This window comes from Aliiroseovarius sp., assembly GCF_965228805.1.
In the GTDB taxonomy this organism is placed as follows: domain Bacteria; phylum Pseudomonadota; class Alphaproteobacteria; order Rhodobacterales; family Rhodobacteraceae; genus JASBTN01.
The window spans coordinates 644,533-663,916 of sequence record NZ_CBDDIE010000003.1 but is presented as its reverse complement, the minus strand read 5'-3'; the positions used below and the strand labels follow the sequence as shown (position 1 = coordinate 663,916).

Annotated in this window: 18 protein-coding genes and 1 riboswitch; of the genes, 3 read left to right on the top strand and 15 right to left on the bottom strand. The window is 67.5% G+C overall.

Annotated features, from left to right (window positions below; genetic code table 11):
• The first annotated feature begins 67 nt into the window (after nucleotides 1-67).
• The gene (locus ACO07D_RS04420) at nucleotides 68-1,738 is read left to right on the top strand and encodes a thiamine pyrophosphate-binding protein (protein WP_421701749.1); all 1,671 of its coding nucleotides are present in this window, start codon (nucleotides 68-70) and stop codon (nucleotides 1,736-1,738) included.
• Here ACO07D_RS04420 and ACO07D_RS04415 read toward each other — a convergent pair whose 3' ends face one another.
• The 8 genes from ACO07D_RS04415 to cbiE form a co-directional block, all read right to left on the bottom strand.
• The gene (locus ACO07D_RS04415) at nucleotides 1,739-2,674 is read right to left on the bottom strand and encodes a carbohydrate kinase family protein (RefSeq protein WP_421701748.1); all 936 of its coding nucleotides are present in this window, start codon (nucleotides 2,672-2,674) and stop codon (nucleotides 1,739-1,741) included. It abuts the gene before it with no gap.
• 4 nt (nucleotides 2,675-2,678) lie between these two features.
• On the bottom strand, nucleotides 2,679-3,839 hold the full coding sequence (locus ACO07D_RS04410; protein ID WP_421701747.1) for an ROK family transcriptional regulator: 1,161 nt from the start codon (nucleotides 3,837-3,839) through the stop codon (nucleotides 2,679-2,681).
• Nucleotides 3,840-3,942: 103 nt separating this feature from the next.
• Nucleotides 3,943-4,698 carry a precorrin-6A synthase (deacetylating) gene (gene cobF, locus ACO07D_RS04405; protein WP_421701746.1) on the bottom strand — a complete coding sequence of 252 codons (756 nt, stop codon included), beginning with the start codon at nucleotides 4,696-4,698 and terminating at the stop codon, nucleotides 3,943-3,945.
• Nucleotides 4,699-4,711: 13 nt separating this feature from the next.
• Nucleotides 4,712-5,443 carry a uroporphyrinogen-III C-methyltransferase gene (gene cobA / locus ACO07D_RS04400; protein ID WP_421701745.1) on the bottom strand — a complete coding sequence of 244 codons (732 nt, stop codon included), beginning with the start codon at nucleotides 5,441-5,443 and terminating at the stop codon, nucleotides 4,712-4,714.
• Entirely contained in the window at nucleotides 5,440-6,753 is a 1,314-nt protein-coding gene (locus ACO07D_RS04395) for a cobyrinate a,c-diamide synthase (protein WP_421704985.1), read from the bottom strand. Before ACO07D_RS04395 ends, cobA begins: the two co-directional genes overlap by 4 nt.
• A complete protein-coding gene (cobM, locus tag ACO07D_RS04390) occupies nucleotides 6,753-7,538 on the bottom strand; it encodes a precorrin-4 C(11)-methyltransferase (RefSeq protein ID WP_421701744.1) in 786 nt (261 codons plus the stop codon). Before cobM ends, ACO07D_RS04395 begins: the two co-directional genes overlap by 1 nt.
• Nucleotides 7,535-7,909, bottom strand: coding sequence for a cobalamin biosynthesis protein (locus tag ACO07D_RS04385; protein WP_421701743.1), 375 nt, complete (start codon nucleotides 7,907-7,909; stop codon nucleotides 7,535-7,537). Before ACO07D_RS04385 ends, cobM begins: the two co-directional genes overlap by 4 nt.
• Complete coding sequence (gene cbiE, locus ACO07D_RS04380; RefSeq protein WP_421701742.1) at nucleotides 7,891-9,090, bottom strand: precorrin-6y C5,15-methyltransferase (decarboxylating) subunit CbiE; 1,200 nt, start codon at nucleotides 9,088-9,090, stop codon at nucleotides 7,891-7,893. Before cbiE ends, ACO07D_RS04385 begins: the two co-directional genes overlap by 19 nt.
• Here cbiE and ACO07D_RS04375 point away from each other — a divergent pair.
• Complete coding sequence (locus ACO07D_RS04375) at nucleotides 9,089-9,844, top strand: cobalt-precorrin-6A reductase (RefSeq protein ID WP_421701741.1); 756 nt, start codon at nucleotides 9,089-9,091, stop codon at nucleotides 9,842-9,844. The two genes, cbiE and ACO07D_RS04375, sit on opposite strands and share 2 nt — an antisense overlap.
• Here ACO07D_RS04375 and cobJ read toward each other — a convergent pair.
• From cobJ to ACO07D_RS04340, 7 genes are read right to left on the bottom strand one after another with little or no spacing between them, the layout of a single operon-like run.
• On the bottom strand, nucleotides 9,814-10,569 hold the full coding sequence (gene cobJ, locus ACO07D_RS04370; protein ID WP_421701740.1) for a precorrin-3B C(17)-methyltransferase: 756 nt from the start codon (nucleotides 10,567-10,569) through the stop codon (nucleotides 9,814-9,816). The genes ACO07D_RS04375 and cobJ overlap by 31 nt on opposite strands.
• Nucleotides 10,566-11,294, bottom strand: a complete 729-nt coding sequence (locus ACO07D_RS04365; RefSeq protein ID WP_421701739.1) for a precorrin-2 C(20)-methyltransferase — start codon at nucleotides 11,292-11,294, stop codon at nucleotides 10,566-10,568. The genes cobJ and ACO07D_RS04365 overlap by 4 nt, the downstream gene beginning before the upstream one ends.
• A gap of 2 nt (nucleotides 11,295-11,296) precedes the next feature.
• Nucleotides 11,297-11,926 (bottom strand): precorrin-8X methylmutase, encoded by a 630-nt coding sequence (locus tag ACO07D_RS04360; RefSeq protein WP_421701738.1) that lies wholly within the window; start codon nucleotides 11,924-11,926, stop codon nucleotides 11,297-11,299.
• On the bottom strand, nucleotides 11,927-13,069 hold the full coding sequence (gene cobG / locus ACO07D_RS04355) for a precorrin-3B synthase (protein ID WP_421701737.1): 1,143 nt from the start codon (nucleotides 13,067-13,069) through the stop codon (nucleotides 11,927-11,929).
• Nucleotides 13,066-16,320 (bottom strand): cobaltochelatase subunit CobN, encoded by a 3,255-nt coding sequence (cobN, locus tag ACO07D_RS04350; RefSeq protein ID WP_421701736.1) that lies wholly within the window; start codon nucleotides 16,318-16,320, stop codon nucleotides 13,066-13,068. The genes cobG and cobN overlap by 4 nt, the downstream gene beginning before the upstream one ends.
• 6 nt (nucleotides 16,321-16,326) lie before the next feature.
• On the bottom strand, nucleotides 16,327-17,361 hold the full coding sequence (gene cobW, locus ACO07D_RS04345) for a cobalamin biosynthesis protein CobW (protein ID WP_421701735.1): 1,035 nt from the start codon (nucleotides 17,359-17,361) through the stop codon (nucleotides 16,327-16,329).
• The gene (locus ACO07D_RS04340; protein ID WP_421701734.1) at nucleotides 17,358-17,768 is read right to left on the bottom strand and encodes a DUF1636 family protein; all 411 of its coding nucleotides are present in this window, start codon (nucleotides 17,766-17,768) and stop codon (nucleotides 17,358-17,360) included. The genes cobW and ACO07D_RS04340 overlap by 4 nt, the downstream gene beginning before the upstream one ends.
• 102 nt (nucleotides 17,769-17,870) lie before the next feature.
• A riboswitch (cobalamin riboswitch) is annotated at nucleotides 17,871-18,096 on the bottom strand.
• Nucleotides 18,097-18,151: 55 nt separating this feature from the next.
• Here ACO07D_RS04340 and ACO07D_RS04335 point away from each other — a divergent pair.
• Nucleotides 18,152-19,306, top strand: a complete 1,155-nt coding sequence (locus ACO07D_RS04335) for an NnrS family protein (protein ID WP_421701733.1) — start codon at nucleotides 18,152-18,154, stop codon at nucleotides 19,304-19,306.
• The last annotated feature ends 78 nt before the right edge of the window (nucleotides 19,307-19,384 follow it).

The window sequence follows — 19,384 nt, the reverse complement described above, 5'->3', positions numbered from 1 at the left end:
CCGCAGAAACGAACCGCCAAGGGTGCGATCCTCCGCCCGGTCCGGCGGACCCTGTAAGGAGGGAAACATGACCGATCAGATCACCGGCGGCGAGGCCGCCTACCGCGTGCTGAAAGCCAATGGCATCAACACAGTCTTCGGCCTCCTGGGTGGCTCGATGTTGGAGCTTTACGACGCCATGTATCAGGGTGGCGACATCGCCTATGTCGGCGCCCGCGATGAACGGGCGGCGGGGCACATGGCGGATGCCTGGGCACGCATGACCGGCAAGCCCGGAGTGGTGCTGGGGGCGCAGGCCGGGCCGGGCGTGGTCAATATCGTCACCGCCGTGGCCGAGGCGCAGCTGGCCTATTCGCCGATGGTGGTCATCGCGGGGGCCATCACCCGTGCCGATCAGTGCAAGGACACCTTCCAGGAGGTCGACCAGGTCGCCCTGTTTGCGCCGATCTCGAAACGTTCGGTCATGGTGACGGACCCCTCGCGCCTGGCCCCGATGCTGGAGGACGCCATCCGCCTGGCCAACACCGGGCGGCGCGGGCCGGTGGTGCTGCATGTGCCGCGTGACCTCTTCGCCGCCGAGGTTCCTGCCAGTGATCCGGCACCGGTGAACATCGCCCGCCCAGGGCCTGCCGCCCCGGACGCCATCGACGCCATCGCAGCCATGCTCGCAGAGGCGGAGCGCCCGGTGATCTTTGCCGGTGGCGGGTTCAAATGGGGCCAGGGGCGGGATGCCTTGACGGCGCTTGCCGAGGCACTGGAGGTGCCCGTCGTGGCCTCCACCGGCCATGCGGATGTGATGCGTCATGGTCATCCCTGGTTCGCAGGCCAAGCCGGGCCGCGCGGCAACCGGGTGGCCTCGCGCCTGACCAAGGAGGCCGACGTGATGGTCGTGCTGGGCGCGCGGCTGGGGTTCAACTCGACCTTCCATTCGAACGACTACGTGGGGGCGGATACGCGCATCGCCCATGTGGATGTCGATGGTGCGGCGGTCGGGCGCTATTTCCCCGCCGAGATTGCGGCGCAGGGCGACGCCCGCCTGACCGCTGAGGCGCTGGTCTCTGCCCCCAAACCCGCCTGCGACGCCTGGCGGGATGCCTTCCGCGCGGATATGGCAAGCTTGACCGCTGAACGGGCCGAGGAGGCCGCGATCGACACCCTGCCGATGCACCCTCGCCGCGCATTGGCTGAAATCCGTGAGACGCTGCCCGAGGACGCCATCGTCACGCTGGACACCGGAAATACCTGCCTGCAGGCCGCCGACCGGCTGGCTCACTACGCGCCGATGAGCCTGATCACCCCGCTCGATTTCGGCCTCGTAGGCTTCGGTCTGGCCGCCGCCATCGGTGCCAAGGCCGCCGCGCCCGAGCGCCCGGTGGTGGCCGTGATGGGCGACGGCGCCGTGGGCTATACGATGATCGAGATCCAGACCGCCGTCTCGCACCGTCTGCCCATTGTCATCGTTGTGCTGGATAACCAGGCTTGGGGGGCCGAGAAGGCCTATCAGCAGGAGTTCTATGGGGGGCGTCTTCTGGGCGCTGAAATCACCTCGCCACGCTACGACAAGTTTGCCGAGCTCTGTGGTGGCAAGGGGATCTGGGTCGACGGACCCGGCGATTTGGGCCCGGCCCTGACCGAGGCGCTGGCCAGCGGCGAAACCACGGTGATCCAGGGGCGCATCGACCCGGCGGCTTTGATGACCTTGCGCAAGGATCTGTTCAAGGCGCCGGAGGAGGACTGATCAGCCTTCTGCCAACTCGTGCGCCCAGGGCGGGTTGGCCCCGGCGCGCGAGACGGTGATGGCGGCGACCTTCGCGCCATGGGACAGGGCGGCTTCGACCTCGTCCGAGGTCAGATCGCGCAGCGCTTCCTTGGATAGGCGGCCAAGTTCAGAGAGTTTGGCCAGCACGCCCGCGTTGAACGTGTCCCCCGCGCCGACCGTGTCCACGACCTGAGCCTTCTGTGCGGGCACGGTGACCTGAGTGCCGTCTGCGAGCAGCCCCGTGGCGCCCGCGCTGCCGCGGGTGACGATCACGAGGCTGGCGCCCTGACCGCTGAGACCGGCGGCCTTCTGCATCACCGGCTCTGGGCCGGGGATCAGCCAATCCAGATCCTCGTCCGACAGTTTCACGATGTCGCTGGCCGCGATCATCGCCTTCAGCCGTGCGCGATAGGTGGGCTCGTCCTGGATGAAGCCGGGGCGAATGTTCGGGTCGATCATCACCGCGCGTGTGTCGCCCTCGCAGGCCAGCAGCGCGGCATAGGCGTCCGCCCCCGGCTCGCAGGCGAGGCTGATGCCGCCGAAGTAGAGCGCCGAAATGCTGTCTGGAAGGGCGGGCAGGTCCGCAGGCGTCAGCATACGCCCTGCGGAGTTCTCGTCGAAGAAAGCATAGCGCGCTTGGCCGTTGGTCAGCTGGACGAAGGCCAGGGTGGTGGGGCGGTCGGAGCGGATCACATGGGTCGCATCCACATGGCTGTCGGCCAGCGCCCTTGTCAGCTGTGCGCCGAACATGTCGGTCGAGAGACCGGTGAGCAGCCCTGCCTCCACCCCCAGCCGCCCCAACGCGACGGCAGTGTTGAACACCGCGCCGCCTGGGTGCGGCACGAAGCCGTCCGGGCCGGATGTGGTCGGGGTCGGGATCATGTCGATCAGCGCTTCGCCGCAGCACAGGATCATGGGGTCATCCTCCGGGATAAACGGTGCGGTCCACGAGGAACCGATGGGACAGGGGCAGGCTGGCCGCGCCCAGGGCGCGGGCGTCGGGACCGATCGCGCCCGCCCGCAGGCGCGGGGTTTCGATGCCGGGCAGCGGGTGGGCGTCCAGCTGGGCCTGGGTCCGCATGACAAGATCGGCGCGCAGGTCCTCGGGCAGCCAGCCGTCCAGGACCACGCAGTCCACGTCGACCACACAGGTGGCGGCGGCCAGGGCCTGGGCCAGGCCGGTTGCGGCGCCGTCCAGCCACAGCTCCACCACGCGCGGAGGCAGGGTCCAGCGCGTTGGCGTTGCCGGAATTGCGGTGCCATGCGGTGTCAGAAGCTGCTCCAAGGTGACCAGCGAGGCCATGTCGATCAGCTGGGTAAACGGCCCGCCCGGGCTGCCCACCGGCATGGAGCCGAGCGCGGCCGCATTGCCGCGGCGTCCGGTTTGCAGGCATCCGTCCAGCACCAGTCCGCCGCCGATGAAATGCCCGATGAAGACATACAGAAAGTCGCGTGGCAGGTCGGCCGTGCCAAAGATCAGCTCGGCGCCACAGGCGGCGCTGGCGTCGTTCAGGATGTGCACCGGGTAGGGCAGGTCGCTCAGCTCGGTCGCAAGGTCGCGGTGACGCCAGTCCGACATCGCCGTGGTCTCAGGCCAGTCCCAAAGGTGGCCCGGCAGGGCGATGCCCAGTCCGGCGATGCGCGCCTGTGGCAGGGGCGCGGTCAGGTCGCTCGTCGCGCTGCGGGCAAATGCCAGCACCTCGTCGGGCGCTGGCGTCGTGACCGGTTCTTGCCGCCGGTCGACGATTTCTCCGAGGAAGTCCACCAAAACCAGCTCCAACCGGCGGCGCCCCACGCTCAGACCCAGGAAATAGGCTCCGTCGGCCGCCAGCTCCATCGGGATCGATGGTTGACCGATGCGACCTCGCTGCGGTTTTCCCCGGGACAGCAGGCCGTCACCCTCCAGCGCCTTGATGATCACAGAGACACTTTGCGCCGAAAGGCCGGTCTGACGCGCAATTTCGGCCTTGGGCAGCGGGCCGAGGCGGCGGATCAGGCCAAGGATCAGCCGCTCGTTATGGGCGCGGGTGCCCGGATGGGTCGCGCCCTTGGGTGGCGTGGGTGTCTGAACAGGTGGCATAGGCGCAGGTTTGACCGGTGCGAGCGCTGGGGTCAAGATTAAATCACAAAGGTTGATTTAGTGACTGGAACGCCTGAATCCATCCCTTTGGGCGCGGGGCGGCTCAAGTGTTCAGGCGGCGCAGCAGATAGACATCCATGATCCAACCATGATCCTCGCGCGCCTCGGCGCGGGTGGACAGAATCCGGTCGCGGACTTCGGACAGGGGGCCAGCGATGCGGATCTCGTTTGCCATGCCCGCATAGGCGCTCCACCAGATTTGAAACCCATCGCCGTCCAGTACCTCGAAGGCGCCGCCCTGGTCGAGCATGACGACCAGCGTTTCGGCCCCCTCGGGCCAGCCATGATCGCGCAGTTGGCGCCCAGTGGTCACTGTGACCGGCCCGCCGACGGTGTTCAGCGGGATGGCGTGACCGGCGGTCAGGGCCTGGATCGACGTGATGCCGGGAATGACCTCCAGCGCGATCTCCATTCGTCCGGTTAGGCGGTCGGCGATGCGCAGGGTGCTGTCATACAGCGACGGATCGCCCCAGACCAGAAACCCCACACGCCCGCCTTCGGGCAGGCCCGCCAGAATTTCCGCCTGCCAGCAATCGGCAATGGCGTCATGCCAGTCATTCACGCGGGTGTGGTAGTCCGCGGTGGCCGGATCGCGCACGGGCAAGGTGAACTCGCGGCCGGGCACCGGGCGGGTCAGCACAGCGGCGCAGATTTCGCGCCGTAGCTGGGCCAGATCGTCCTTCTTCGCTCCTTTCAGCGGGATCAGGATCAGATCGCAGGCGTTCAGTGCCTCGATCGCCTCCAGCGTCAGGTGCTTGGGGTTGCCCGCGCCGATGCCGATCAGAGAGAGGGTGTGCATGGTGGCCTCCGTGTCATTCGTCACACCCCTGCGCGGCCAGGGGGCCGTAGAGGATCAGCGCCGGGGCGGTGGAGGCGATGTCCGGTTCCGTTTCCGACAGGCTGGAGACCGTGTGGCGACTGAGGCGCTGGTCGGGGGTCGAAACTGCTTCGGCCAGCAGCACCGGTGTGTCGCCAGGCAACCCCGCCGCCATCAGCCGCGCGGCCAGTTTTGGAAAGGTGCGCCGCCCCATGTAGACCACGGTGGTGGCAGTGGGATCGGCAAGGGCCGCCATATTCAGATCCTCGGGCAGGGCGCCTGCCACGTCATGTCCGGTGACATATTGCACCCGACGCGCGGTCAGGCGGCGGGTCAGCGGGATTTCGGCGGCTGCGGCGGCGGCGCTGGCGGCGGTGACGCCAGGTATGACCTCACAAGGGATACCAGCGGCACGCACGGCAACCAGTTCCTCTTCGAGGCGCCCAAAAATGCCGCTGTCACCGGATTTCAGTCGCACCACGCGCGCGCCGGTCCTGGCATGGTCAACCAGAAGGCGGCTGACGTGATCCTGTCGGGGTGAGGGGCGGCCTGCGCGTTTGCCGACGCCGATCAGATCGGCCTCGGGCGGGACCAGATCCAGGATTGGCCCGGCCGAGAGGTCGTCGAACAGCACCACCTCGGCCGTCTCCAGCCTTTTCACGGCCTTGACGGTCAGAAGCTCCGGGTCACCCGGGCCGGAGGAGACGAAGGAAATGAAGCCGGTCACGCGCTTGCGCCTCCGATCAGGTGAAAGAACGTTCCGGTGGCGTGGCCGCGCCGCGATCCGGTCTCGGGCACCTCGTCGCCATTGGCATCCAGCACGCGGGCAAGCGGTGCGTCAGGCTGGGACAGAATGGTCGAATAGTGGAACTCATGCCCACGCAGACGTGCGCCTTCGGTCAGGCCGGGCAGGGGCGATTGCAGCTGTGCCAGGCGATAGCCCAGGTGCATCTTGCGTTTCTCATAGCTGGTTTCCAGGCCCAGAATGCCTGCCATCTGATGGCGCGTGCCTTCCTTGTCGACCAGCCCTTCGCCCATCGCCATATAGCCCCCGCATTCGCCATGCACGGGCCGGGTTTCGGCGAATTTCTGCAGCCCCGTGCGGAAGGTCTCGGCAGCGGCCAGCTTGCCTGCGTGCAGCTCCGGATAGCCGCCGGGCAGCCAGCAGATATCGGCGCCGTCGTCCGGGGCCTCATCCGCCAGAGGCGAGAAGAAAGAGACCTCGGCACCTTGGTTGCGCCAGCCTTCCAGCAGGTGCGGGTAAACGAAGCTGAACGCCGCGTCGCGGGCAAGCGCAATGCGCTGGCCGGGCGGCGGGGGCAGGATGCCGTGGCCCTCGGGACGCTGTGTGTCGCCAGCGGCTGCGATCAGCACGTCCAGATCCATGTGTTCGGCGATGAAGTCGCCTGCCGCATCCAGCAACGCCATAAGCTTGGGCTGTTCCTCCGCCTGGACCAGGCCCAGGTGGCGTTCCGGCAGCTCGACCGCGCCGCGCCGGGGCAGGGCGCCCAACACGGGCACGCCAACCTGATCCATGCCCAGTCGCAACAGCATCTCGTGACGCGGGCTGGCGACCTTGTTCAGCACCACGCCGGCCAGCGGCACATCGGGGCGCATCATCTTGAACCCCAGCGCCGAGGCGGCAGCAGATTGTGCCTGGCCCGACACGTCCAGCATCAGGACCACCGGCCAGCCCATGCGCGCGGCAATGTCGGCGCTGGCGCCATTGGCGGTCTCACCGGGGTGAGCGACACCGTCGAACAGACCCATCGAGCCTTCGGCCAGGGCCAGGTCGGCGCCTGCCGCCTGATCCACCATCTGCCCCAACATGCCCGGCCCCATCGCCCAGCTGTCCAGGTTGAACGACGCGCGCCCTGCGGCTGCCTTGTGAAAGCCCGGGTCGATATAGTCCGGGCCGCTCTTGAACGGCTGTACGGTCACGCCACGCTTGGTCAGCGCGTTCAGCAGCCCCAGCATCAACGTGGTCTTGCCGGTGCCCGAGGCGGGCGCCGAAATCATCAGGCCGGAAGGCAGCATCATTCCGCCCCTTCCGGGAAGCGCGGCGCGGTGCCAACGGGGCGGAAACGGCGGTCATAATCGCCTGCGTAGAGGCAGCTTTCGTCAAACCCTTCGGCGGCCAGGGCCGGACCCACCAGGATCAGCGCGGTGCGGCCACGTTCGCCGCCCGTTGCCTCGATCACGCTGCCCAGGGTGGCACGAATGATTTTTTGATCGGGCCAGGAGGCGCGCCAGACCACGGCGACCGGGCAATCGGCGCCATAGGCGGGCGTCAGGCGGGCGACCACATCATCCAGAATGTGCACGGACAGGTGGATTGCCAGCGTTGCACCGGTGACGGCGAAGTTCTCCAGCGTTTCGCCATCGGGCATCGACGAGGCGCGGCCCGAGGTGCGGGTCAGCACCAGAGATTGAGCAACGCCGGGCAGGGTCAGCTCGGTCCCCAATGCAGCGGCGGAGGCGGCGAAGGCGGGCACGCCGGGCGTGACGTCATAGGGAATGTCGGCGGCGCGCAGGCGGCGCAGCTGTTCACCCATGGCGGACCAGCAGGACAGGTCGCCGGAATGCAGGCGGGCGACATCGTGTCCGGCGGCGTGGGCGGTTTCGATCTCGGCAATGATCTCGTCCAGCGACAGGGGCGCGGTGTTGACGATCTTGGCGCCCGGCGGGCAGTGGGACAGCAGCGCTTCGGGCACCAGCGAACCCGCGTAGAGGCAGACCGGGCAGGCGGCGATCAGGTCGCGCCCGCGCAGGGTGATCAGGTCGGCGGCGCCGGGGCCTGCTCCGATGAAATGGACGGTCATGGGGTGGATCCTTCTGCGATGGCGACGGTGACACGGCCACAGGGGCCGATCACGCGCGGATGGGTCAGGCGGGCGTTGGGGCCGGCGGCGACCAGGGCACAGGCCTCGGCCAGGCTGCCGGTCGCGAAACGCGCCTTGATACGGGGGGAACAGGTGAGCGTTCGCGTGCCCGCGATCTGGTCCTCGGTGAGGGGGGTCAGGGGCAGGTTAAGGGTGTTGGCCAGAGCGGTGAGCGGGCCGCCCGATTTGCCGTCGAGGCTGGCCAGGGCGTCAGGAGTTACGCCGGTCAGGGCCAGAGCGGCCTCCAGATCGGCAGGGGTGGCCCCGCTGCGATATCCGATGCCCGCGACGATCATCGGGTCACGCTCCATTGTACTTGCGGGCGGCTTGGTGACCAGCCCTGCATGCGGCCCAGGGGCGTGGCCTCGGCCAGGTCGATGCGCAAGAGCTGGCCGCCGTGCTGGGCGTGCCACCCGGTCAGCAGGCTCTGGCTTTCGATTGTCACCGCATTTGCGACCAGCCGGGTGCCGGGAAGGATGCCTTGCCAAATCGCCTTCAGCATTGCCTCGTCCACCCCGCCGCCGATGAAGACGGCATCGGGGCGCGGTAAGTCCGTCAGCGCCTCGGGGGCTTTGCCGTGGACAACCTCCAACCGCCGCACCAGGCCAAAGCGCTGGGCGTTCTCGAGGATGTTTTGGCAACGATCCGCGCGCGGTTCGATGGCGGAGGAGGTGCAGCCCGGCGCGGCCATCGCCCATTCGACCGAGACCGAGCCGGAGCCCGCCCCCACGTCCCACAAGTGCTCGCCCGCGCGCGGGGCAAGGGCGGCGAGGGTCAGGGCGCGCATGGGCGATTTGGTGATCTGTCCATCATGGGCGAAGATTTCGATATCGCGTCCGGGCGTGGCAGAAAGACCCTTTTCGCCCTCCACGCTGATGGCGGTGACGACCGGCGCTTGAATGTCGGTCAGGTCGAACCCGTTTGCTTGGCTGTGACGGATCTGTTCGCGTGGACCACCCAGCGCCTCCATCACGGTTACGGCGCTGGGGCCGAACCCCTGATCGGTCAGCCACGCCGCCAGTTCCGGAACTGCGGCCCCATCGCGTAGGGTGCACAGCACGTGGGCTCCGGGGCTGAGCTGCGGGCGCAGCTCTTCGAACGGGGCGGCGTGCAGGGCGATCTGGGTGACTTCCTCCAGCCGCCAGCCCATGCGCGCGGCGGCCAGGGATAGGCACGATGGAGCAGGCAGGCAGTGCCAGTCGTCGGGGGTGAGGTGCCGGGCCAAAGTGCCGCCAACTCCATGCCAGAACGGGTCGCCCGAGGCCAGCACCACGACCTGCTGCCCGCGACACTCCAGCACCGGGGCGACCGAAAAGGGCAGAGGCCAGGGCTGTCCGCGGGTGTCGACGCCCACCAGCTCCAGATGGCGCGGGCCGCCGAAGATCACCTCGGCCGCGTCCAACGCTTTGCGACTTGCATTCGACAGCCCGTCAAGGCCATCTTCGCCGACACCGATGATGGTCAACCAGGGTGCTTTGCGGGAGTCAGCCATGGGAAAGATCCTTGTTCTGGGCGGCACCAGCGAAGCCTCGGCCCTGGCGCGCGCTCTGGCGGACCGGGGGGACGAGGCGCTGTTTTCCTACGCCGGGCGCACGCTGTCCCCCGTCGCGCAGCCCCTGCCCACGCGGGTCGGTGGCTTTGGCGGCGTTGACGGTCTGTCGGCATTCCTGAAGGCCGAAGGGATCACGGGGGTCGTGGATGCAACCCACCCGTTCGCCGCGCAGATGAGCCGCAATGCGGTTGCGGCCTGCGCCCAAGCGGGCGTGCCGCTGGCCGGGTTCGAACGCGCGCCCTGGCAGGCGGCAGAGGGTGACAACTGGCGTGCCGTGCCCGATCTTGAGGGCGCGGTGGCCGCGCTGCCGGACGTCCCCGCGCGTGTGTTCCTGGCAATTGGAAAACAGAACCTCGGTGTCTTTGCCGTCAAGCCCCAGCACCACTACCTCTTGCGCCTCGTGGACCCGCCCGAAGGCGCGCTGGCCCTGCCCAATGCGCGGGCGGTGATTGCCCGCGGACCCTTTGATGTCGCCGGGGACACGGCGCTGTTGAAAGACCATCGCGTCGACCTCATCGTCGCGAAGAACGCGGGCGGTACGGGCGCGCGGGCCAAGCTGGACGCGGCCCGCGTGCTGGGCTTGCCGGTCGTCCTGATCGACCGGCCCCGGGTGCCCGCTCGCACCGTACTGTCGCGTATGGATGAGGTCCTGCATTGGCTCGATCACTCCATCGGCACCGAACGCGGCGTGTAGACATGGCGCCCCACGCGCCGAGTATCGCGATTGCCGACGATGACGACGGTGCGCATGTCGGCCATCTCCTCGGTGGCGTCTGACAGTGGCACGGTGCGCAGTTCCTGGCCCGGTTTGGTCACGTCGCGGGCGAAGGAAATCAGGCAGTCCCCGCCGCATTCTTCCCGCAGGATCTCCAACGCCTGGCCAAACTGATGCGGACGGGATTTCGAGCGCGGGTTGTAAAAGGCCATGGCAAACCCGGCCTGGGCGGCGAGGCGCAGGCGTTTCTCAATCAGCGTCCAGGGTTTCAGGTTGTCGCTGAGGTTGATCGCACAGAAATCATGGCCCAGCGGCGCCCCCAGCTGCGCGGCGGCGGCCAGCATGGCGGTGATGCCGGGCAGAATGCGGATGTCGAGGTCCAACCAGTCGGCAGGCCCGGCCTCCAGCGCTTCGAACAGGGCCGAGGCCATGGCAAAGACGCCCGGATCGCCGGAGGAGACGACGACAACCCGCTTGCCCTCGGCGGCCATCTGCAGCGCATGTGTGGCGCGGTCCAGTTCGACCCGGTTGTCGCTTTCATGTAGGGTCAGGCCCGGTCGGGGCGCAACTCGGCGCACATAGGGGATATAGCCGACCACGTCCGTGGCCTCGGCCAGGACCGTGCGCACCTCGTCGGTGACGAGGGTGTCATTGCCGGGGCCCAGCCCCGCAACCTGAACCCATCCTGAGTTCGGGCCGCTCATGGCCGCCGCCCCTGGCCATGCACCATGACGATCGAGAAATAGGGCACCTGTTCCGGCGCCTCGGTCAGTTTCTGAACGGTCTGGTTTGCCATTGTTCCGCGTTCAACCAGCCAGGCGTCTTCCATCCGGCCCGCGGCGACCAGGGCGCGTTTCAGTTTGGGCAGGTTGCGCCCGACTTTCATCACCACCAGGGCGTCGGTGTTGGCAACACGGGCGGTCAGCTCGTCCTCGGGCAGGGTGGCCATGGCGATGGTCAGCACGTCATCGCCCCAGGTGATCGGTAGGCCCGTGGCGGTCCAGCAACCGGACATGCCGGTAATGCCGGGCACCACCTCGACCTCGGCCCGGCCCTGCAGACGGATGTGCAGGTGCATGAAGGAGCCGTAGAAGAATGGGTCGCCTTCGCACAGCACGATCACATCGCCGTTGCGGGTCTGCTCCGCCAGCCGCTCGGCCCAGTCTTCGTAGAATTCGGACAGGAGGCGGTTGTATTCGGGATCGGTGAAGGGGATTTCGGTGGTGACGGGATATTCCATCGGCAGTTCCACCGCGTCGGGGTTCAAGAGCCCCTCGACGATCTTGCGTGCCCGGCCGGTGGCACCTTTCTTGCGAAAGAAGGCCACGTGGCTGGCGGCGGCCAGCAGTCGGTGCGATTTGACGCTCATCAGTTCCGGATCGCCGGGGCCGAGGCCCACGCAGATTACCTTGCCTTTGTTCGGGCCCATGGTCATTCCTTCCAGCTGGCAAGCGCGTTGACGGCTGCCACAGTGATGGCGGAGCCACCCAGGCGGCCCTTGACGATCATCGAGGGCACCGGGAGATCCTCCATCAACGCGTCCTTCGATTCCGCCGCGCCGACAAAGCCCACCGGGCAGCCGATGATGGCGGCGGGGCGCGGACACGCCGGGTCCTCGAGCATGTTCAGCAGGTGGAAAAGCGCGGTGGGCGCGTTGCCGATGGCGACAACTGCGCCGTCCAGTTTCGGACGCCACAACTCCAGCGCGGCGGCTGAACGCGTGTTGGACATCTCCTTCGCCAGCTCCGGTACTTTTGGATCGCGCAGGGTGCAGATCACCTCGTTATCCGCGGGCAGGCGCGGGCGGGTGATGCCTTCGCTGACCATATAGGCGTCGCAGAGGATCGGGGCGCCTGCGGCCAGAGCGGCGCGCGCGGTCTTGGCCATGCCGGGGGAAAACCGCACGTGTTCTTCCAGCCCGACCATGCCGGCGGCGTGGATCATGCGCACGGTCACGCTCTCCTCGTCGCGGTCAAAGCGGGCCAGGTCGGCCTCGGCACGGATTGTGGCGAAGCTTTCGGCATAGATTGCCGCGCCGTTGGTTTCATAGGTATGAGGCATTCAGAGGTCTTTCGTCAGGAGCTCGGTCAGGGACAGGTCGCGGATCTCGGGGCTATCCGAAGCGCGACCGTCGCGGATCAGGTCGAACCGCCCCTCGGAGGTGGCGGTCAGGGTGATGGCACAGGGGGCGGGATGGGCACAACCCTTGGCGCAACCCGAAATGTGAAGCGGGCGCGTCGTGTTCGGTGCCAGGGTCCGGGCGATGTGGCGGGTGGCGGACAGGGCCTGGTGACAGCCGGGCGCGCCGGTGCAGGTGCTGATGTTGAGGCGCGGATCGCCGGGATCGGTGATCAGGTATGGCAGGGTTGGCAGGCGGTCCGCCCCTTCGATCAGCAGCGCGCGCCAGGGGGTCAGACGGATCGCCCCCACTGTGGCCAACTCCGCCAGCGTTTCAGCGCGCATCTGACCGAACTCCAGCGCCACCAGCGCGCCGGTTGCGGTCTGACCGGGTGTGGGGCGCGGGGCAGTCGGCAGAGGCGGTATCTCTGCACTGTCAGGCGCGCCGATCCGGGCGATATGGGCCTTCATGCGGCCCCGCCCGTCGCGCACGCCACCGGTGCCCAGGAACCAGCGGGCCAGCATCAGGGCGGCCTCGGCGGCGGTGTCGCGGGTGACAATAAGCCCCGTCATGGCCCCATCGGCACGCAAGATCAAACCGGCGTCTGCCCGTTCGATACGGATGTCGCAGGACGTGTGGGTCAAAAGAGGCGCGGGCCCGCAATCCACCGCAAAGCCGAACTTGCCGGGCAGGTCGGGCGCGTCTTCACGGGCCAGGGCTTCTGTCAGGGTGTGGGCGATGTGATGCGTGTCGTCGCCTTCGGTCCAGAAGGGCTGCACGATCACATTGCGGCGGGTCTCGGTCGCGATGTTGCGGTCGATCAGGCCCAGATCGCGCAAGCCCTCGATCAGCGGCGCGTGGGTCGCCTCGCTGACCCCGCGCAGTTGCAGGTTGGCGCGGGCGGACAGGTCGATGATGCCACTGCCGTATTGCTCCGACAGGGCGGCGATGCCGCGCGACTGCGCGGCGGACAGCCGCCCCAACGGTGTGCGCACCCTTACCACCAGCCCGTCGCCCGACTCCATCGGACGCAACGCGCCGGGGCACCACCCGAAGACTTGCGGCTTGGAACGCGCTGCATTCATGACAGCCCCTCCAACTCGAACAGGATCGAGTTTCGACGGCTCTGCCAGAGCCCGGCGGCATTCAGCGCAGCGAAACGGTCGCGCATCGCGGCCAACGCTTCGGGGTTGGCGTCTTCCAGGAAGGCGACCAGATCGTCGCGCCCCAGGGTGGCATCGAAATAGAGGTCAAACAGATGGGCGGGCACGACGCCTGCGAGTTGGGCAAAAGCGGCCATGTGATCGAGCGTCGCGGCAATTTCTGCCCCGCCTCGGAACCCATGTTCCATCATGCTGGTCGCCCAGTCGGGGTTGGCCGCACGGGCCCGGGTGACACGGGCGATTTCCTCGGTCAGGGTGCGGGCGCGGGGTTGGTCAGGCCGGGTGGCGTCGAGGTGATAAAGCGCCGGTTGCGCGTGGCCCAGACGCGCCATGGCGGCGGCAAAGCCAGCCTCATGAGCGGCATAGTCCGAGGCAACCAGCACGTCGGTTTCCGGCAGGTCCTGCAGGTGCACGAAACTGTCCGCACTCGACAGCCGCGCTTCAAGAGCTTCACGTGCCGGGGTCACCGCGCCGCTGGCGTCGATCGCGTGCGAAGACGCGGCCAGCCAGGCTTCGCCCGCCGCCGTGCGGGCCTCGTCGGTGTAGTCGTCCAAGAGAGTGGTCATGCCCACCCCATAGCTGCCCGGTCGCGGGCCGAAGACGCGGGGCGTGGCGGTCTTGTAGGGGTTGTCGGCAGGCGCCTCGTCGCGATCCGCCAGTTTCGCGGCGGCCAGTTCGAACATCTGCGCGAGACCCGGGAAGACGTCGCGGAAGAGGCCGGAAACGCGCAGAGTCACGTCGATGCGTGGACGGTTCAGAAGCGCGAGCGGAATGACCTCGAACCCGCTGACGCGTTCGCTGCCATCGTCCCATTGCGGGGCAAGGCCGGCCAGATGCAGCGCCATGGCGAACTCCTCGCCGGCGGTGCGCATGGTGGCCGAGCCCCATAGGTCGACCACAAGGCCACGTGGCCAATCGCCGTGATCCTGCAGGTGTTTGCGCAGCAGTTCCTCGGCCAGTTTCACGCCCTGTGCGTGGGCGGCGCGCGAGGGCACCGCGCGGGGGTCGGTGGTGAACAGATTGCGTCCGGTCGGCAGCACATCCGCGCGGCCCCGCCAGGGCGAGCCGGAGGGGCCGGGGGCGACGAAAGCTCCGTTCAGAGCGGTCAGCACACCGGCGATTTCTGCAGCACCATGGTCGCCCGCGCCGAAGATGTGCAGCCCCTCGCCATATTGGCTTTCCTTCAGGTCGCAGACAAAACGGTCGATCCGGGTGATCGCCTCGGCGGCGGAGGCTTCGTCGGGAATGCCCAGGTCGGCCTCGACCCCGCGACCTTGCGCCTCGGCGCGGATGTCGGCGATCAGCCGGTCACGGCGGGCCGGGTCCAGCCCGTCTGCGGTGGAGTATTCATCCAGCAGGTGTTCAAGGCGTCCCAGCCCCTCGGGCAGCTGCGTCTGTGCCAGCGGTGGCGGCAGGTGGCCAAGTGTCAGCGCGCCGATGCGGCGTTTGGCCTGGGCGGCCTCGCCGGGGTCGTTGACGATGAACGGATAGATCACCGGGGTCGCGCCTATCAGCGCCTCGGGCCAGCAGGCGCCCGAGAGGGCCACGGATTTGCCCGGCAGCCATTCCAATGTGCCATGGGCGCCCATGTGGATGAGTGCATCCATACGGTTGCGTATCCAGAGATAGAAGGCGACGTACCCGTGGCGCGGGGTGCGCGACAGGTCGTGGTAATCGTCGTCTCGGGCGGCCACTTCGCCGCGTTCCGGTTGCAGGGCGATCACGGCCTTGCCCGCCTGGATGGCGGCGAAATGAAAGGCACCGTCCTGATAGGCGGGGTCATTCTCCGGCGCGCCCCAGGCGGTGAAGAGGTCTTCGCGCAGGTTCTCCGGCAAGGTCTCCAGAGCGGCCTTGTAGGCCTCCAGCGGCCAGCTCTGCCTTTCCACGCCCAGCCGTGCGCCCAAGTCGGATTCCGGGGTGATGTCATAGCCCGCGTCGGCAAGCGACTTGCAGAGCCCCTCGACCGATGCCAGCGCGTCAAGTCCCACCGCGTGGGCCAGATTGTAGCCTTTGCCGGGGTAGGTGGAGAGCACAACGGCGAGTTGCTTGTCAGCATTCGCCAGCGTGGACAGGTGGTGATGCGCCACGACCTTGTCGGCAATCGCGGCCACCCGCTCGGCATCGGCGCGGTGGGCGAAGCGGCTGTATTCCAACGCCTCGTCGCGTTTGGTGGGCTGTTTGAAACTGGTGACCCCGGCAAACAACCGCCCGTCGACTTCCGGCAGCACCACATGCATGGCCAGATCGGCGGGCGAGAGGCCGCGTTCTGCCTCGTCCCAATCCTTGCGTCGCGACGTCGATAGTGCGACCTGGAAGACCGGGCAGCCGGTGGAGCTCAAGGGCGAGGTGGCGCCATCTGCGCCCTGCGCCGAAAAGGCAGTGGCGTTGACTATGGCCGCGGGGGTGAGCCGTGCGACCTGATCCGCGATCCAGGGCGCATGGGTGCCCTTGAGTGTGGGCGCGAAGAGGCCGATGGCGTCGAAACCACGTGCCTCCAGCGCGCTAATCAGCGCGTCCACCGGATCGGTGTCCGCCGAGGTCAGGTAGGAGCGATAGAAGGTGACGAGGGCAAGCGGTTTGTCGCCCGGCTCCGGCGCGGGCACGACGCCCTGGCCCGGGTGATAGAACCCAGCCTCGGGCACGGTCTTGGCGCCGCGCACGGGGCCCGCGTAGAGCCCGGCGGCGAGCGACAATTGCGCCAGCGCGGCCTGGGCGGCCACGGCGCCGCCTGCCTCGCAGAGCTGCTGCAAACGGCGCAGGGTCGAGGTGGGCAGGGTCGAAAGCTCGTCCAGACGCGGGTCGGGGCGGCCATCGGCAGGCAGGATGGCCAGAGCGATCCCCCGCCGCCGTGCCATGTCTTGAAGCGTCGCCAGCCCATAGGCCCAGTAGCTTTCCCCGCCGATCAGCCGAACCAGGATGGCCTTGGCGCCCACCAGGGTCTGTTCAGCGTAAGTGTCGACCGACAGGGGATGTTTCAGCGCCACCAGGTTGGCGAGACGCAGTGAAGGCAAGTTGCCATCCGCCCCCCCATTCGCCCTGTGCCATCCTGCCGCGAAAGCCCCCAGGTCACTGTCCGAGAAGGACAGCACGACCAGCTCCGCAGGGCTCTGACCGAGGTCCTGCGGGGTGTCGCTCTGATCGAGCCCGTGGCTTTCGCGGAAGACGACGTGCATCGGTGCTTAGGCCTCCAGCACAGAACGAATGGCGGCTTCGTTGATGTCGTGATGTTCGGCAATGACCACCAGCTGGGTGCGACGTTCCTGCGCCCCCCAAGGCTGGTCGAATTGCGCGCGGACCCGCGCGCCGACCGCCTGCACCAACATGCGCATCGGCTTGCCTTCGACGGCGACATAGCCCTTCACGCGCAGGATCTTCTGCTCGCGGGCCAGACGTTCGATATTGCCTTGCAGCGTTTCGGGATTGGCGACCTCGCCCAGGTCGATGACGATCGAGTCGAAATCGTCATGTTCGTGGTCGTGATGGCCGTCATGGTGGCTGGGACGCGCGTCGAGGTCATCTTCGGCGGCGGCTTCCAGCCCCAGCACGACACGCGGGTCGACCACGCCTTCGCTCATCGGGATGATCGGCAGCTCGCGCGGGGCTTCGGCCTCAATCACGGCACGGGCCTTGGCGAGGCCCTCTTCGCCCGCCAGGTCGGCTTTGGACAGAAGCACGATATCGGCGCAGGAGACCTGATCCTCGAACACCTCGGACAGGGGCGTTTCGTGGTCCAGGCTATCATCGGCCTCGCGCTGGGCCTGAACGGCATCAAGGTCGGGGGCGAATTGGCCCGAGGCGACGGCCTCGGCATCGGCCAGCGCGATCACGCCGTCCACGGTGATGCGCGACTTGATTGCGGGCCAGTCGAAGGCTTTCAGGAGCGGTTTCGGCAGCGCCAGGCCCGAGGTCTCGATCAGGATGTGATCGGGTTTTTCCGGCAGGGCCATCAGGGCTTCGATCGTGGGGATGAAATCATCGGCCACGGTGCAGCAGATGCAGCCGTTGGCCAGCTCCATGATGTTGTTTTCCGGGCAGTTCTCATCCGCGCAGCTCTTCAGGATGTCGCCATCCACGCCGGCGGTGCCGAATTCATTGACCAGAACCGCCAGGCGCTTGCCTTGGTTGTGGGTCATCAGGTGACGGATCAGCGTGGTCTTGCCGGAGCCGAGGAAGCCGGTGATCACGGTGACGGGGGTTTTCGACAGGTTGCTCATTCGGCGGCCTCCTTGGTGGATTTCTGCGGGGCTTGTGGGGGAATGCGGGCAATGGATTGCTTGCGGAAGATCTCGGGCCGTTCACGCCAGGGCACGACACCGTCGGTGGTGGCGGCATAGGCGGTCACGCCTTCAACGATGGCGGGTACATGGGTGTCCGGGTCCATGTCGCCGTAGATGTAGGTCCAGCGTTCAGCCCCGCCTTCGATCACCATGGAACAGCCGCGCGAGCAGGCGGACAGGCATTCGACAGGGCGGATGCGGACATGGTCGGGCAGGGCGCCGGATAGAGCATCATGCAGACGGGCCCCGGGGCGAGGGCCTTCGGCGTCAGTGGGGGCACCGGCGCGGCAGGTGGTGCAGACGGTGACGGTGACCTTGGCGTCAATTTCGGCCATGTCGTCCATTGTGCCTTCCCTTTCCAATCTGTGGCGAAAGGGGGCAGGCCAGCCAGGGAACCGGTCCGAGACCGCTGTTCCGACAAGCCGGTCGCGATACACCCCGTTCGCCCGTTACGTACAGTGCTGGCAGGTCTCCCGGCTTGCAGAGTTCGAAACGTGTGGACCCCGGGGGGTGTTGTTCCGATGGCCACCCACCTTCCCGACCCTGTGGGGCCAGTGGTCGGGTGACCTCTCTGTTCACGGTCGCGGGGGCGGCTGCGCCTCGGCCTGTGGTGGCCTGTCGCATTCCCTCTTCGCCTGCCTTACGACAGGAACCAGCTAGGCCAGATGTGGCCAAGTGCTTATTGTTGTCAAGCATCAAGGGGGTCGGATTGCTGCAGGAAAACGACATGTCGGGGCGTTACTGGCCGGGCCGGGGGGCTTTGGCCGCGAGTTACCGGATCATGTTCCCGTTGACGGCGATCTGGGCGGCGTTGTCGGTGGCAATCTGGCATGTCCTGCCGACGAGCCTGGACCAGGTTGCCGATCCCTATCTGTGGCATGTGCATGAGATGACATTCGGATTTGGCGCGGCGGCCCTGTTGGGGTACCTGCCATCGGCCTGCAGCAGCTGGACCGGGCGGGCGCCTGTGTCGGGTGCTGCGGTGGCTCTTCTGGCTGGGCTGTGGGGTGTGGCGCGCCTGTCTATGCTGATCTCGGACATGCTGCCTCTTGCCTGGCTCGCCAGTGCGAATGCCGCAGTGTTCTGGGCGCTGGCCCTGGTGCTGGCGCGTGAGGGGATTCGCGGCGCAACCGCCAAGATCTGGGCTTATGTCGGTTTTCTTTGTCTGGCCGGAGGCGCCTCTGGCACGGTGCTGGTCGGGTCAGTGCTGGGGGGCGGTTTCGACGCGGCGCCTCTGCTGGCGCCTCTGCTGTTTGCCGCCCTGCTGGTGGTGGTCGGCGGGCGTATGGTCTTCGGCTTTCTGAAGTCCGATGCCAGCCGACGCGGTCGGGCGGCCGGGAGGGACCTGCCGTTGCTTGGGTGGATCGGTGCCGCGGCGCTGGGGCTGGCAGCGGCTTTGCTGATCTGGGGCCGAGACGAACTGGCAGGGTTTGCGTTGTTGACCGCTGCCCTGTCCCAGGCCGTGCGCCTGCCCACATGGTCGCTTGGCCGGGCCCATAGGGAGCCCCTGTTGCTCATGTTGGCGCTTGGGTTCCTCTGGCTGCCACTGGGGTTGGGGCTGTGGGGCACGGCCCTGATCGGGGTGGACCTGGTCGCGTCCCCCAACGCGATCCATGCTATGATCATGGGGGCCATGTCATCGTTGATCATGGCTGTCGCCGCCCGCCCGGTGGCCCGGCGTGGCGCGCTGGGGCTGGAGGCCCGCCCCTGGATGCTGCCCGCCTTCGGGTGCCTTCAGGCGGCCATTGTGATGCGGGTGGCAGGTTGGCAGGACGCGGCCGTCCTGGCCTGGAGCTTGGCTTGGCTGCTGTTCTTGGCAGGTCTGCTTACCCGCTGTCACGATCCGGTGCCGCGCCCGATTTTCAGCGGATCGCGTCGGTGAAAGCCGCGCGATTGGTCGGTGGCAGCATTGACAGTGTGCGCGCGCTGCGCTTCTACTCCGTTTCCGACCAGACAGGAC

What these genes read in the sequence shown, in the direction of transcription:
- cobJ (WP_421701740.1), bottom strand. Translation starts at nt 10,569, where the DNA reads ATGAGCGGCCCGAACTCAGGATGGGTTCAGGTTGCGGGGCTGGGCCCC.
- cobF (WP_421701746.1), bottom strand. Translation starts at nt 4,698, where the DNA reads ATGCACACCCTCTCTCTGATCGGCATCGGCGCGGGCAACCCCAAGCAC.
- ACO07D_RS04340 (WP_421701734.1), bottom strand. Translation starts at nt 17,768, where the DNA reads ATGGACGACATGGCCGAAATTGACGCCAAGGTCACCGTCACCGTCTGC.
- ACO07D_RS04420 (WP_421701749.1), top strand. Translation starts at nt 68, where the DNA reads ATGACCGATCAGATCACCGGCGGCGAGGCCGCCTACCGCGTGCTGAAA.
- cobW (WP_421701735.1), bottom strand. Translation starts at nt 17,361, where the DNA reads ATGAGCAACCTGTCGAAAACCCCCGTCACCGTGATCACCGGCTTCCTC.
- ACO07D_RS04375 (WP_421701741.1), top strand. Translation starts at nt 9,089, where the DNA reads ATGGGAAAGATCCTTGTTCTGGGCGGCACCAGCGAAGCCTCGGCCCTG.
- ACO07D_RS04360 (WP_421701738.1), bottom strand. Translation starts at nt 11,926, where the DNA reads ATGCCTCATACCTATGAAACCAACGGCGCGGCAATCTATGCCGAAAGC.
- ACO07D_RS04415 (WP_421701748.1), bottom strand. Translation starts at nt 2,674, where the DNA reads ATGATCCTGTGCTGCGGCGAAGCGCTGATCGACATGATCCCGACCCCG.
- cbiE (WP_421701742.1), bottom strand. Translation starts at nt 9,090, where the DNA reads ATGGCTGACTCCCGCAAAGCACCCTGGTTGACCATCATCGGTGTCGGC.
- cobN (WP_421701736.1), bottom strand. Translation starts at nt 16,320, where the DNA reads ATGCACGTCGTCTTCCGCGAAAGCCACGGGCTCGATCAGAGCGACACC.
- ACO07D_RS04365 (WP_421701739.1), bottom strand. Translation starts at nt 11,294, where the DNA reads ATGGGCCCGAACAAAGGCAAGGTAATCTGCGTGGGCCTCGGCCCCGGC.
- cobM (WP_421701744.1), bottom strand. Translation starts at nt 7,538, where the DNA reads ATGACCGTCCATTTCATCGGAGCAGGCCCCGGCGCCGCCGACCTGATC.
- ACO07D_RS04385 (WP_421701743.1), bottom strand. Translation starts at nt 7,909, where the DNA reads ATGGAGCGTGACCCGATGATCGTCGCGGGCATCGGATATCGCAGCGGG.
- ACO07D_RS04395 (WP_421704985.1), bottom strand. Translation starts at nt 6,753, where the DNA reads ATGCTGCCTTCCGGCCTGATGATTTCGGCGCCCGCCTCGGGCACCGGC.
- ACO07D_RS04335 (WP_421701733.1), top strand. Translation starts at nt 18,152, where the DNA reads ATGTCGGGGCGTTACTGGCCGGGCCGGGGGGCTTTGGCCGCGAGTTAC.
- ACO07D_RS04410 (WP_421701747.1), bottom strand. Translation starts at nt 3,839, where the DNA reads ATGCCACCTGTTCAGACACCCACGCCACCCAAGGGCGCGACCCATCCG.
- cobG (WP_421701737.1), bottom strand. Translation starts at nt 13,069, where the DNA reads ATGAATGCAGCGCGTTCCAAGCCGCAAGTCTTCGGGTGGTGCCCCGGC.